Source organism: Streptomyces sp. Ru72 (assembly GCF_002920635.1).
Taxonomy (GTDB): Bacteria; Actinomycetota; Actinomycetes; order Streptomycetales; family Streptomycetaceae; genus Streptomyces.
The window spans coordinates 1-13,905 of record NZ_PQSR01000151.1; the positions used below are offsets into that span (position 1 = coordinate 1).

At 70.5% G+C, this 13,905-nt stretch carries 10 protein-coding genes and 1 pseudogene; 9 read left to right on the top strand and 2 right to left on the bottom strand.

From position 1 onward, the window contains the following. Positions 1-268 precede the first annotated feature (268 nt). The 7 genes from C3488_RS36900 (at position 269) to C3488_RS36930 (ending at position 10,435) form a co-directional block, all read left to right on the top strand. Positions 269-1,288 carry a rod shape-determining protein gene (locus C3488_RS36900; protein WP_103845224.1) on the top strand — a complete coding sequence of 340 codons (1,020 nt, stop codon included), beginning with the start codon at positions 269-271 and terminating at the stop codon, positions 1,286-1,288. A 156-nt stretch (positions 1,289-1,444) separates the two neighbouring features. Next, positions 1,445-2,383: a rod shape-determining protein MreC gene (gene mreC, locus C3488_RS36905; RefSeq protein ID WP_103845225.1), complete on the top strand. Its 939-nt coding sequence runs from the start codon at positions 1,445-1,447 to the stop codon at positions 2,381-2,383. 12 nt (positions 2,384-2,395) lie between these two features. Beyond that, entirely contained in the window at positions 2,396-3,064 is a 669-nt protein-coding gene (gene mreD, locus C3488_RS36910; protein WP_103845226.1) for a rod shape-determining protein MreD, read from the top strand. 130 nt (positions 3,065-3,194) lie between these two features. Beyond that, positions 3,195-5,447, top strand: a complete 2,253-nt coding sequence (gene mrdA, locus C3488_RS36915; RefSeq protein ID WP_103845227.1) for a penicillin-binding protein 2 — start codon at positions 3,195-3,197, stop codon at positions 5,445-5,447. Further along, entirely contained in the window at positions 5,444-6,643 is a 1,200-nt protein-coding gene (rodA, locus tag C3488_RS36920) for a rod shape-determining protein RodA (RefSeq protein ID WP_103845228.1), read from the top strand. Before mrdA ends, rodA begins: the two co-directional genes overlap by 4 nt. Positions 6,644-6,813: 170 nt before the next feature. After that, positions 6,814-8,313 (top strand): CYTH and CHAD domain-containing protein, encoded by a 1,500-nt coding sequence (locus C3488_RS36925; RefSeq protein ID WP_103845229.1) that lies wholly within the window; start codon positions 6,814-6,816, stop codon positions 8,311-8,313. A 151-nt stretch (positions 8,314-8,464) separates the two neighbouring features. After that, positions 8,465-10,435 (top strand): TIGR03960 family B12-binding radical SAM protein, encoded by a 1,971-nt coding sequence (locus tag C3488_RS36930; protein ID WP_103845230.1) that lies wholly within the window; start codon positions 8,465-8,467, stop codon positions 10,433-10,435. A gap of 145 nt (positions 10,436-10,580) precedes the next feature. Here C3488_RS36930 and C3488_RS36935 read toward each other — a convergent pair whose 3' ends face one another. Next, complete coding sequence (locus C3488_RS36935; RefSeq protein WP_103845231.1) at positions 10,581-10,778, bottom strand: hypothetical protein; 198 nt, start codon at positions 10,776-10,778, stop codon at positions 10,581-10,583. Between the two features lie 318 nt (positions 10,779-11,096). Next, positions 11,097-11,792, bottom strand: a complete 696-nt coding sequence (locus C3488_RS36940; protein WP_103845232.1) for a DUF899 family protein — start codon at positions 11,790-11,792, stop codon at positions 11,097-11,099. Positions 11,793-12,216: 424 nt separating this feature from the next. Here C3488_RS36940 and C3488_RS36945 point away from each other — a divergent pair, with 424 nt between their 5' ends. Together C3488_RS36945 and C3488_RS36950 are read left to right on the top strand one after the other, a co-directional pair. Then, positions 12,217-12,993, top strand: a complete 777-nt coding sequence (locus C3488_RS36945; RefSeq protein WP_103845233.1) for a TIGR03936 family radical SAM-associated protein — start codon at positions 12,217-12,219, stop codon at positions 12,991-12,993. A 264-nt stretch (positions 12,994-13,257) separates the two neighbouring features. Next, positions 13,258-13,905, top strand: a pseudogene (locus C3488_RS36950) (ribonuclease E/G); the annotation flags it as partial.

Sequence of the window (13,905 nt, forward strand, 5' to 3'; positions counted from 1 at the left end):
AACGGCCCCGCCGGGTTTCCCGGCCCCGGAAACCCCGTCGACCCTTGGCATATGCGGCGCGTTCGGGGGAACGGCTACCCCCGAACGCCCGTCTCCAGAAGCGAGGCGACGCGTCATCTGCTGACAATGGCGGAGACCCTCGCGCAGTGTTTCGTGCAGGCGAGACTACGATGTAAGCCTTCACGTCACAGCACCCACTTCGCCGCCCCAATGAAAGCTGTCCAACGCTCCACTTGGGAAGGCCAGACGAATCCTGATGGGGAACTCAATGTCGTTCATCGGCCGTGACATGGCTGTCGACCTCGGGACCGCCAACACGCTGGTGTACGTCAGGGGTCGCGGGATCGTACTCAACGAGCCGTCCGTCGTCGCGATCAACACCAACACCGGTGGCATCCTCGCGGTCGGCGCGGAAGCGAAGAAGATGATCGGCCGGACGCCGGGCAACATCGTGGCCGTGCGCCCGCTGAAGGACGGCGTCATCGCCGACTTCGAGATCACCGAGCGGATGCTCCGCTACTTCATCCTGAAGATCCACAAGCGGCGGTATCTGGCTCGTCCGCGGGTCGTCGTCTGTGTGCCGTCGGGTATCACGGGCGTTGAGCGCCGGGCCGTCATCGAGGCGTCCTCCCAGGCCGGCGCCCGCCAGGTGCACATCATCGAGGAGCCCATGGCCGCCGCCATCGGCTCCGGCCTGCCGGTCCACGAGGCCACGGGCAACATGGTGGTGGACATCGGCGGCGGCACCACGGAGGTCGCGGTCATCTCGCTCGGCGGCATCGTCACCGCCCAGTCCATCCGCGTCGCGGGCGACGAACTGGACAACGCGATCATCCAGTACGTCAAGAAGGAGTACTCGCTCCTCCTCGGTGAGCGGACGGCCGAGCAGATCAAGATCACGATCGGTTCGGCGTACGACCTCGACACTGACGAGCACACCGAAATCCGCGGCCGGGACCTGGTCTCCGGGCTGCCCAAGACCGTGGTCATCTCCGCGGCCGAGGTCCGCAAGGCCATCGAGGAACCGGTCAACGCGATCGTGGACGCGGTCAAGACGACCCTCGACAAGTGCCCGCCGGAGCTGTCCGGCGACGTCATGGACCGCGGGATCGTCCTCACCGGCGGCGGCGCCCTGCTGCGCGGCCTCGACGAGCGACTGCGCCGCGAGACCGGCATGCCGATCCACATCGCCGAGGACCCGCTGGACAGCGTGGCGCTCGGCTCCGGCAAGTGCGTCGAGGAGTTCGAGGCGCTCCAGCAGGTGCTGGACGCCCAGCCCCGCAGATGACGCGACGCGCCGACTCCGCCGTACGAGACCATCTGTGCTCGTGCGGCGGATCGTTGATATAGAGGCATAAGCCCCTAATCGCCAGCAACAGAACCACCCACCCCGAACCTCCCATTCCCCACCTCCCATCCGACGAGGAAGGCACGGCTGCCGCACGTGAGGGACACACGAGAGAGCCGGCTGCTCCTGGTGCTGCTGATCGCCATCGCGTTCGCTCTGATCACGGTGGACATCCGCGGTGGCCAGGACTCACCGGTCGAAGGTGCCCGCCAGGCCGCCGCCACGGTCTTCGGTCCGATCGAGAACGGGGTGTCCTCCGCTGTCGACCCCGTCGGCAACGCGATCGCGGCCGTACGCGACTCCGGCAGCCGGCACGACCGCATCGCCCAACTCGAGCGCGACAACGCGGCCTTGAAGGCGAAGCTGGGCAGCGACGACCGCAACCGCAGCCGGCTCAAGCAGCTCGACAAGATGATCCGGGTGGCGGGCGAGGGCCAGTACGGCATCAAGGGCGCGGAGGTCATCGGGATAGGAGCGGCTCAGGGCTTCTCCTGGACCGTCACCATCGACGTGGGCGCGAACGACGGCATCAAGCGCGACATGACCGTCCTCAACGGAGACGGGCTGGTCGGCCGTGTCACCACCGTCGGCCCCGACACCTCGACGGTGTTGCTGGCCAACGACCCCGACTTCACCGTCGGCACCCGAATGGAGGGCAGCGACGAACTCGGCTTCGCCTCCGGGCAGGGCGACCGCCCGCTGCGCGTGCAGCTCCTCAACGCCAAGGCGGACGTGAAGAAGGGCGACCGTCTCGTCACCTTCGGCTCCGAGGCCGACAAGCCGTTCGTGCCGGGCGTCCCGGTCGGCGTCGTCTCCAGGGTCGACCCCTCCGGCGGCGACCTGACCCGCACGATCTACGTGACCCCGTTCGTGTCCTTCACCAAGCTCGATGTCGTCGGCGTCGTCGTCCAGGCGCCGAAGAAGGACCCGCGCGACACCGTCCTGCCCCCGAAGCCCCAGCCGACGCCCACGCCGACCGTGACCGTCACCGTCACCCCCTCGGCCTCCGCCGACGGCGGGCAGCAGACGCCCTAGGAGCCGAACCCGATGCGCCTCAACCGGATGCTGCTCGCCACCCCCCTGGTCCTCGTCGCCCTGGTGATCCAGGTGAGCGTCCTCGCCCGTCTGCACCTGCCCGGCGCCGTCCCGGACCTGGTGCTGCTGACCGTCGTCGGCCTCGCCTTGGTCTACGGCCACGTCGGCGGCTGCCTCGTCGGCTTCGGCGCGGGCCTGCTCTGCGACCTGGCTCCGCCCGCCGACCACGCCGCCGGCCGCTACGCCCTCGTGCTGTGCGTCATCGGCTACCTGGCCGGACTCGCCAAGCCGGAGAACGGCCGCCTGAAGTCCGCCAGCGGCCCCATGGTCGTGGTGGTCGCCGCCGCGATCGGCTCCACCCTGCTGTACGCGGGCGTGGGCGCCCTCGTCGGTGACACCGCCGCCCGCCATGTGGGCCTGCCGAGCCTGCTGTTCACCGCCGCGCTGTACGACCTGCTGCTCGCGCCCTTCGTGGTCCCCGGGATCATGGCCCTGGCCCGCCGCGCCGACAACGACCCGCTCGCCGAGACCAACTCCGCCAAGGCGGCCGACGTCTCCTCCGGCTGGCTGTCCTCCGGCACCGGGCTGCGCATCGGCAGCCAGCGCAGCGGCCTGAGGGTCAGAGCGGCCAAGGCCCGGATGGCCCGCGCGGGACGCATCAAGGGGGTCAAGCGGCTGTGACGACAGCACCCGGGCCACACAGGCCGACCGTGTACTCGTATGACACGTACGTGCGCTGAGCGGGGGCGGCAGCAGTGACCAACGCCCACCCGTCGCCCACCACCACCCTCAACGGAAATGGGCTGCGCCCATGACTAACATTCCTGAGACCGGGCGGACTCCACGCGTCCAGATCCGGCTCGTCGTCATCCAGATTCTCGTCCTCTCCCTCCTCGGCACCCTCGGCGGCCGCCTGTGGTACCTGCAGATCCGCGAGGGCGCCCAGTACCAGAAGGAGGCGTCCGGCAACCACGTCCAGCAGGTCGTCCAGCCCGCCGTACGCGGCGAGATCCTGGACGCGCGCGGCGTCCCCCTCGCCGACAACGAGACCAAGCTCGTCGTCTCCGCGTCCCGCACCGACCTGATGAGGATGAAGGACGGCGGCAAGGCCGTCCTGACCAAGCTGGCCGGCGTGCTGGGCATGAAGCCCCAGGACGTGATGGACAAGGTCCGGCTGTGCGACGCCAAGACGCCCCAGCCCTGCTGGAACGGCTCCCCGTACCAGCCGATCCCCATCACCGACGAGGCCACGCCCCGGCAGGCCCTGCAGATCCGCGAGCGCTCCGAGGACTTCCCCGGCATCACCGCCGAGCCGGAGGCGGTGCGCCGCTACCCGAGCCCCGGCGACGCCAACACCGCGCAGGTGCTCGGCTACCTCTCGCCCGTCACGGACCAGGAGATCCAGCAGGCGAAGAACACCGACTCCCCGTATCTGCGCTCCGACATGGTGGGCCGCTCCGGGCTCGAGCGCCAGTACGACGGCGTGCTGCGCGGCAAGGCCGGCGTGACCCGCTACGAGGTCGACAACCTCGGCCGGGTCATCGGCAAGGCCAAGTCGGACGCCGCCGAGCCCGGCTCCAACCTGGTCACCAGCATCGACGCCCGGGTACAGCGGGTCGCCGAGTACGAGCTGGACCGGGCGATGAAGGTCGCCCGCACCCAGTTCGACAAGATCACCGGGGAGAACTACAAGGCCGACTCCGGCGCCGTCGTCGTGATGGAGGCCAAGACCGGCCGCGTCGTCGCCATGGCGTCCGCCCCGACGTACGACCCGAACGTGTGGGTCGGCGGGATCTCCGCCAAGGACTACAAGAAGCTCACCGGCAAGGACTCCGACTACCCGCTGCTCAACCGGGCCATCCAGGGCCAGTCCGCGCCCGGCTCCACGTTCAAGGTGGTCTCCACGGCCGCCGCGATCCAGGCCGGCTACGACTTCGACGGCCACTACCCGTGCACCAGCTCCTACTCGGTCGGCGGCCAGGTCTTCAAGAACTTCGAGGGGGAGAACTTCGGCCCGATCTCGCTCGGCCGCGCCCTCGAGGTCTCCTGCGACACCGTCTTCTACGGCCTCGCGGACAACGAGTGGAAGAAGGACGGCGGTATCAACCCCAAGAAGGGCCAGCCCAAGGACTGGTTCTTCAAGACCGCCCACCAGTTCGGCCTCGGCAAGCCCACCGGCATCGACCTGCCCAACGAGGTCTCCGGCCGTGTCCCCGACCGCGAGTGGAAGCAGAAGTACTGGGAGGCCAACAAGGACGCCTGGTGCAAGACCGGCAAGAAGGACGGCAGTTACGTCGAGAAGATCGCGTACGAGAACTGCCTGGAGGGCAACAAGATGCGCGAGGGCGACGAGATCAACTACTCGATCGGCCAGGGCGACACCCTCCTGACCCCGATCCAGGAGGCCGTCATGTACTCGGCGATCTCCAACGGCGGCACCCTGTGGGACCCGACCATCGGCAAGGCGATCGTCAGCCCCGACGGCAAGAAGGTCACCGAGATCAAGCCCAAGTCGCACGGCAGGCTGCCGATCGACGCCAAGACGCGGGACGTCATGGAGGAGGCCCTCGCGGGCGTCGTCACCCGCGGTACCGCCGCCTGGAAGTTCGGCGGCTGGCCGCAGGACAAGATCCCGCTGCACGCCAAGACCGGTACCGCCGAGGTCTACGGCAAGCAGACCACGTCGTGGCTGGCCACGTTCTCCAAGGACTACACGGTCGTGATGACGATCTCCCAGGCCGGTACCGGCTCCGGCGCCTCCGGTGAGGCCGTGCGCAACATCTACCAGGCCCTGTACGGCGTCCAGTCCGACGGCTCGATCGACAAGAAGAAGGCCCTGCTCTACACCCCGCAGCAGGGCCTCCCCAAGATCCAGTCCGACGGTTCGATCGTCTCGCCGAAGATCGAGAAGTACGACCCGAACGCCAACCAGGCGAGCCCCTCGCCCGGGCAGACGGCGCCCACCGACAACCCGCCGGCCACCGCGCCGTCGCCGACCGCGAGCAACCGCGACACCCGACGGCGCACGGGCCGCCCGAAGAAGAGGCGGAGGATCCTCACGTGACCGGAGCGAACAACTTCTCCGTCTCCGGGTACGGGCCCGAGCGGGCCGGCTGGACGCGGATCTTCGCCCGCGACGGCCTGGCCCGCCGCCTCGACTGGCCGATACTGCTGTCGGCCCTGACCCTGTCCCTGATCGGCACGGCCCTCGTCTACTCGGCCACCCGCAACCGCACCGAGATCAACCAGGGCGACCCGTACTACTTCCTGATCCGGCACCTGATGAACACCGGCATCGGGCTCGTCCTGATGGTCGGCACCATCTGGCTCGGCCACCGCACGCTGCGCACCGCCGTGCCCATCCTGTACGGCTTCTCGCTGTTCCTGGCGCTGCTGGTGCTCACCCCGCTCGGCGCCACGATCAACGGCAACCGCAACTGGATCGTCTTCGGCGGCGGCTTCTCCCTCCAGCCCTCCGAGTTCCTGAAGGTCACGATCATCCTGGGCATGGCGATGCTGCTCGCGGCCCGGGTCGACGCCGGCGACAAGCCGTACCCCGACCACCGGACCGTGGCCCAGTCCCTGGGTCTGGCCGCCGTCCCCATGATGATCGTCATGCTCATGCCGGACCTCGGCTCGACGATGGTCATGGCGATCATCGTGCTGGGCGTGCTGCTCGCCTCCGGCGCCTCCAACCGCTGGATCTTCGGCCTGCTCACCGCAGGCGCCGTCGGCGCGATCGCCGTCTGGCAGCTGCACATCCTGGACGAGTACCAGATCAACCGCTTCGCCGCCTTCGCCAACCCCGACCTCGACCCGTCCGGCGTCGGCTACAACACCAACCAGGCACGCATCGCGATCGGCTCCGGTGGACTGACCGGCGCGGGACTGTTCCACGGCTCCCAGACCACGGGACAGTTCGTGCCCGAACAGCAGACCGACTTCGTCTTCACGGTCGCGGGGGAGGAGCTGGGCTTCCTCGGCGCCGGCCTGATCCTCGTCCTGCTCGGCGTCGTCCTGTGGCGGGCCTGCCGGATCGCCCGCGAGACGACCGAGCTGTACGGCACGATCGTCGCCGCCGGCATCATCGCCTGGTTCGCCTTCCAGAGCTTCGAGAACATCGGCATGACCCTCGGCATCATGCCGGTCGCGGGCCTGCCACTGCCGTTCGTGTCCTACGGCGGCTCCTCGATGTTCGCCGTCTGGATAGCGGTGGGACTGCTGCAGTCGATCCGGGTGGCGCGGCCGTTGTCGGCGTAGGCCCGCGGCGGTCGGGACGGTCGACCGGCGCGGGCCGGCCGGGGCGCGGGCAGGCTGTCCCTGAGGCACCGCCCCAGGCCCCCGTCGGCCTGAACGGTCCCGTCCCCAACCGCCGGACGGGCTCAGGGGCACCCCTGCCATCCCGCACCGATTCCCACTAGATTCGCGTCATGGCGGACACCAAGCGCGAGATCGAGCGCAAGTACGAGGCCGCAGCCGACGACCAACTGCCCGACCTGACCGGCGTCGCGGGCGTCTTCGCCGTCATCGACAAGGGTCTCGCCGAACTCGACGCCACCTACTACGACACGGCCGACGAACGCCTGGCCCGCGCCCGTCTGACCCTGCGCCGCCGCACCGGAGGCGCCGACGCCGGCTGGCACCTCAAACTGCCGGTCGCCGACGGGGTCCGCGACGAGATCCGCGCCCCGCTCTCCGACACCGTCCCCGCCTCCCTGTCCGCCCTCGTCCGCTCCCGCGTCCGCGACACCCCCCTCATCCCCCTCGTACGCCTGCGCTCCGCCCGTCACGTCCGCCACCTCGTCGACGCCGACGGCGCCCTGCTCGCCGAGGTCAGTCTCGACCACGTCCGCGCCGAGCGGCTCAGCGGCGGCACCGGCACCGCCGCCTGGACCGAGATCGAGGTCGAACTCGCGGACGACGGCGACCCCCGCTTCCTCGACAAGGTCGAGAAGAGACTCCGCAAGGCCGGAGTGCACCGCTCACCGTCCCACTCCAAGCTCGCCAGGGCACTGCAGGAGACCGGCGGGCGCACCGCGATGGGTGAGCAGCCCCCACCGGCCACCGCGGGCGACCACGTCCTCGCCTACGTGCGCGCCCAACGGGACGCGATCGTCGCCCTCGACCCCGCGGTACGCCAGGACGTCTTCGACTCCGTGCACGCCCTGCGCGTGGCCACCCGCCGGCTGCGCAGCACACTCCGCTCCTACGCCAAGGTCCTCGACCCCGCCGTCACCGCCCCGATCGCCGACGAGCTGAAGTGGCTGGCCGGCGAGCTGGGCGTGGGCCGCGACCAGGAGGTGCTGAGCGAACGCCTGACGGCCGCCGTCGCCGCACTGCCCCGACACCTGGTCGTCGGCCCGGTCCGCGGCCGGCTGCGCACCTGGTCCCACGCGGGACACGGCGGCTCCCGGCGCCGGCTCATCGCGGTCCTGGACGGCGAGCGCTACCTGCGACTGCTGGACGCGCTGGACACCCTGGTCGCCGACCCGCCCCTGCTGAAGGCGGCCGCCGGGAAACCGTCCAAGGTGATCGCCAAGGCCGTACGGAAGGACGTCCGGCAGGTCGCCGACCTCATCGGCCGCGCCCTGGACCAGCCACCGGGCACCGACCGCGACCTCGCCCTCCACGAGGCCCGCAAGAAGGCCAAGCGCACCCGGTACGCCGCCGAGGCCGCCGCACCCGCCCTGGGCGGCCCCGCCGAATCCCTGACCACGGCGATGAAGTCCCTGCAGACCCTGCTCGGCGACCACCAGGACAGCGTGATGGCCCGGATCGCCCTGCTGGAACTGTCGGCACAGGCACACACGGCGGGGGAGAGCGCGTTCACCTACGGCGTCCTGTACGGCCGCGAGGAACAGCGGGCGGCAGCGGCCGAGGCGGCGCTGCCGGAGCTGTGGCGGGCGGTGGAGGCGGAGACGGACCTGTGAGCGGATGGGCGTCCGCCCGGGGCTCCGGCGGGGGCGGGGCGGGCTGACGGGCGCCTGCGGCACGTCCCGCGTGCGTCCGAGGAGGTGTCCCGACCGCGTTAGGCTAGATGGTCACCCCTGTCAGTACCGTCCAGCTCACGAAAGTCGCGAGATGTCTGCCGAAGCCGCTGTATCGGTGTTCCCGCAGCTCGAAGCTCTGCTGCCGCACGTGCAGAAGCCGATCCAGTACGTGGGCGGCGAGCTGAACTCCACCGTCAAGCCGTGGGACGAGTGCGACGTCCGCTGGGCACTCATGTACCCCGACGCCTACGAGGTCGGGCTGCCCAACCAGGGCGTCATGATCCTCTACGAGGTCCTGAACGAGCAGCAGGGCGTCCTCGCCGAGCGCACCTACAGCGTGTGGCCGGACCTCGAGGCGCTGATGCGGGAGCACGGCGTCCCGCAGTTCACCGTCGACAGCCACCGCCCGGTGAAGGCCTTCGACGTGCTCGGCCTCAGCTTCTCCACGGAGCTGGGCTACACGAACATGCTGACTGCCCTGGACCTCGCCGGCATCCCGCTGGAGTCCAAGGACCGGACCATCGACGATCCGATCGTCCTGGCGGGCGGCCACGCGGCCTTCAACCCCGAGCCCATCGCCGACTTCATCGACTGCGCGGTGATCGGCGACGGCGAGCAGGCCGTCCTCGAGATCAGCAGGATCATCCGCATCTGGAAGGAGGAGGGCCGCCCCGGCGGCCGCGAGGAACTCCTCTTCCGCCTGGCGAAGACCGGCGGGGTGTACGTCCCGGCGTTCTACGACGTCGAGTACCTCCCCGACGGCCGTATCGCGCGTGTGGTCCCCAACCGCTCAGGCGTCCCGTGGCGCGTGTCGAAGCACACGGTCATGGACCTCGACGAGTGGCCCTACCCCAAGCAGCCGCTCGTCCCGCTGGCGGAGACCGTCCACGAGCGCATGTCGGTCGAGATCTTCCGGGGCTGCACCCGAGGCTGCCGCTTCTGCCAGGCGGGCATGATCACGCGCCCGGTCCGCGAACGCTCCATCACGGGCATCGGCGAGATGGTCGACAAGGGCCTGAAGGCCACGGGCTTCGAAGAGGTGGGCCTCCTCTCCCTGTCCTCGGCGGACCACTCGGAGATCGGCGACATCGCCAAGGGCCTGGCGGACCGCTACGAGGACGACAAGATCGGCCTCTCGCTCCCCTCGACCCGCGTGGACGCGTTCAACATCGACCTGGCGAACGAGCTCACCCGCAACGGCCGCCGCTCGGGCCTGACCTTCGCCCCGGAGGGCGGCTCGGAACGCATCCGCAAGGTCATCAACAAGATGGTCTCGGAGGAGGACCTCATCCGCACGGTCGCCACCGCCTACGGCAACGGCTGGCGCCAGGTGAAGCTGTACTTCATGTGCGGCCTGCCGACCGAGACCGACGAGGACGTCCTCCAGATCGCCGACATGGCGACGCGCGTGATCCAGAAGGGCCGCGAGGTCTCCGGCTCCAACGACATTCGCTGCACGGTCTCGATCGGCGGCTTCGTCCCCAAGCCCCACACCCCCTTCCAGTGGGCGCCCCAGCTCTCCGCCGAGGAGACGGACGCGCGCCTGGAGAAGCTGAGGGACAAGATCCGCGGCGACAAGAAGTACGGCCGCTCGATCGGTTTCCGCTACCACGACGGCAAGCCGGGCATCGTCGAGGGCCTGCTGTCGCGCGGCGACCGCCGGATCGGCGCGGTGATCCGCGCGGTGTACGACGACGGCGGCCGCTTCGACGGCTGGCGCGAGCACTTCTCCTACGACCGCTGGATGGCGTGCGCGGAGAAGGCCCTGGCCCCCTACGGCGTGGACGTCGACTGGTACACCACCCGCGAGCGCACCTACGAGGAGGTCCTCCCCTGGGACCACCTCGACTCGGGCCTCGACAAGGACTGGCTCTGGGAGGACTGGCAGGACGCCCTCGACGAGACGGAGGTCGAGGACTGCCGGTGGACGCCTTGCTTCGACTGTGGGGTGTGTCCGCAGATGGACACCCACATCCAGATCGGCCCCACCGGGAAGAAGCTGCTGCCTCTGACGGTCAAGAACGCTGCGCCGGCGCCCGCGTCGAGTGGTCACGCTCACTGAGGTGAGCGAGGCGGTCGATCGGGTGTCGGAGGCGCTCGCGGGGGTCACCCGGGCGGACCGAACCGGACTGCCCGGGCATCGACACGGAAGACTGCGGCACCGGGGCCTCCTGACGTCGCTCGGTGATTCGACACCGACGAGCTGTTCAGAAGGCGCCGGTGTCGGTGGCATCCCAGGTCAAGGTGTCCGCGGACGGGTCGGCGCGGGTGATCGGGGTGCTGGTGGCGACCTGGCCGTCGGCGATCAAGGTGGTCGCCGAGGCCACGGTGCCCGGCAGCAGCGCCACCACGGCGGAGGTGAGGCCCACCAGGGCCGCGGTGAGGGGGCGGGGCAGGTGTCTCACCAGGGGAACTCCTTGGCGTCGTCGGCTTCGGACGGTAGGGACGGGGGCTGATGCAACACCACCGGCTGGGCCCGCGCGGGGTGCGCGGGCCCAGCCGGTGGCATGCGTGGTGCTGGAGGGGTACCGACTGTCTGGCACCCGCCTCCCGTGCCATGACCAGTTGGTGCGGATCGGGGCGCGGGTGCCGAGGGGGCCGGTGCCGGGGTCGGGGTAGAGGCAGGGGTTTCCGGCGGCGTTGGAGGGTGCCTCGACGGCGACGACGTCACCGTTGCCGCCGGCGCCGAAGTCGCCGCCGGCGAGTAACTGGCCCGGATCGGTTCAGACGCCGCCAGAGCCCGGGCCATAGAGCGCGGCGATCTCCTCGGACGTCGCCCATCGGCTGTAGGTGGGCGACTGGGGCCAGCCCTCGGGTGAGTCCTGCCATTCCTCCTGCCGTCCGTACGGCAGGACGTCGATCAGCGCGAAGGTGTGACTGAGCTGTTCGGTACCCCGACCGTTGGTGTGCCAGGTGCGATAGACGGTGTCGCCGTCGCGCAGGAACACGTTGACCGCGAATCCTCCGTCGGGAGGTGCGCCGACGTCGGCCCCGAATGAGCTGTTGGCAGTGGAGTACCAGGTCATCCGGTTGCCGACCCGCTGCTTGTAGGCGAGTGCCTCCTTGATCGGGCCCTGGGTGACGATGACGAATCGCGCGTCGTAGTCGTCCAGGAACTCCAGGCGGGTGTACTGCGAGGTGAACCCCGTGCAGCCCGGGCACTGCCATTCTTTGCCGGCGAACCACATGTGGTTGTAGACGATCAGTTGCCTCTTGCCTTCGAAGACGTCCGCCAGCCGTACGGGGCCGTCCTCGCCCTCGAGGGTGTAGTCGGGCATCTCGACCATCGGCAGGCGACGGCGCTCGGCGGCGATGGCGTCGAGCTCCCGCGTCGCGGCCTTCTCCCGGGCGCGCAGTGCCTGGAGCCGGCGCTCCCAGGTCGCGGCGTCGACGACGGGCGGTAGTGCGTGGCTGGTCATGGTCCCCTCACAGAGCTCGTGCCGGGCTTTCGCTTGTCCAGAGGTAGACCCCGTCGGGCTCGGGGACTCATCGGTCGCCGGCCGAATTTGCACCGGTACGCACCCGGTTCCGGGGCGGGGCCGGGGTTCCCCTGCGGGCGTTCTGCGTGGCTCACCGCCCGGGCGGGCGCGCCCGCGGTATGAGCGGGGACGCCCGCGGAGATCGGACCGTCTCCCGCTTCGGGTGGCTCGTACGTGTGATCTTTGGCGTCCCGCGCGACGGGTTTTCCCGAGCCGGCACCGGCGGGCATCCGGAGACGGGGGTGCCCGGCGGGAACGTTTGAGCCGCCGGACACGTAATCTAGGTAGGAGTAACACCGCTCTCACGAAGGACTGAACGACACTGGGCAAGCGACAGCCCGAAGGCCCGCCGCCCGCACCTGCGGTGCAGCGCATTCGACTGCGCTACACCAAGCGCGGCCGCCTTCGGTTCACCAGCCACCGTGACTTCCAGCGCGCCTTCGAGCGTGCGTTGCGCCGTGCCGAGGTGCCGATGGCGTACTCGGCGGGGTTCACGCCGCATCCGAAGGTGTCGTACGCCAATGCCGCACCCACCGGCACGGGCAGTGAGGCGGAGTACCTGGAGATCGCGCTCACCGAGGCGCGCGATCCGGAGCGGCTGCGTGTCCTCCTCGACGAGTCGTTGCCCGCCGGGCTCGACGTCCTGGAGGCGGTCGAGGCCCGCACGTCGGGGCTCGCCGACCGGCTGACGGCCTCCGTGTGGGAGCTGCGGCTGGACGGTGTGGACCCGGCGGAGGCGGAGCGCGCCGTCGCGGCCTTCAACGCGGCGGAGAGTGTCGAGGTCCAGCGCCTGACCAAGAACGGCATGCGCACCTTCGACGCCCGTCCCGCCGTCGCGAGCCTGGAGCGCGTGGATGCGCACAGTTCGCCGGCTGATAGGCCGAGCCACCAGCCCTGTGCGATACTGCGGCTGGTTGTTCGGCACGTGACGCCTGCCGTTCGACCCGACGACGTCCTGTCCGGTCTCCGCGCCGTGGCCGACCTGGCGCCGCCGGTCCCCGCAGCGGTGACCAGGCTGGCGCAGGGGCTGTTCGATGAAGAGACCGGCACGGTGACCGACCCGCTCGCGCCCGACCGCGAGGCAGCAGCGACCGAGCCGCATCCGGCCGCCGCCACTGCCGCCGCGACGGCGCCGGCGTAAGGAAGGTCCCGCGCAGGGACGTACGTCGTAGCGCCGCCCTCGTACTCGGGAGCCACCTGGGTCGGGCAGCGCACCGACCAGAAGACTTTCGCCAGGCCGTGCACAACAAGGAGTACGGAACCGGCGAGACAGGACACAGAGAGCTCCCGTGCGGCGCCCGCGCCCCGGACGGCGGCACCGCGCACAGCGCGAGCCGCGGACGTCAACGGCGATCCATGCCGGACCAGGCGCGGCGCCCGGGAGCCTGACGGGAGAAACGCCCGCATGCTCGAACCGATCGAACCCACCGAGGGTTCCGAGAACAACACCCCCAGCGACACCCTGCCGCCGCGCCGCCGGCGCCGCGTCGCCTCGCGCCCGGCGGGCCCGCCGAGCGCCGACGCCGTGACCGGCGAGGTCACGGTGCCCGATCCCGCTAACGGGGCTGGGCCGGCCATACCGGTGGAGGCGGAGCCCCCGACCGCTGGGACAGAAGAGATCGAGGAGACCGGGGTGGAGGCCGAGGCCGCCGCTTCCGGTGATGCCGAAGCCGATGCCGAGGCCGCCTCCGCCAAGGCGCCTGCTCCGGCTCGTGCGCGTCGTCGTGCCACGCGCCGCGTCTCGGCGCCCACCGGGTCGCCCGCGACCGCGGAGGCCGTGGAGGTCGTGGTGCCCGCCGGTGGTGACGGTGGCGAGGAGTCCCAGGCCCCGGAGGCCGAGGCCGAGCCGGTCGCCGCGGCGGTGTCCGCGCCGGCTCGTCCGCGTCGTCGTGCCACGCGTCGTGCGTCGGCGCCCACCGGGTCGCCCGCGACCTCGGAGGCCGTGGAGGTCGTCGTGCCCGCCGGTGGCGAGGAGCCCGAGACCCCCGTGGTCGAGGAGGAGCCGGTCGCCGCGGAGGCGCCCTGCTCCGGCTCGTCCGCGTCGCCGTGGCCA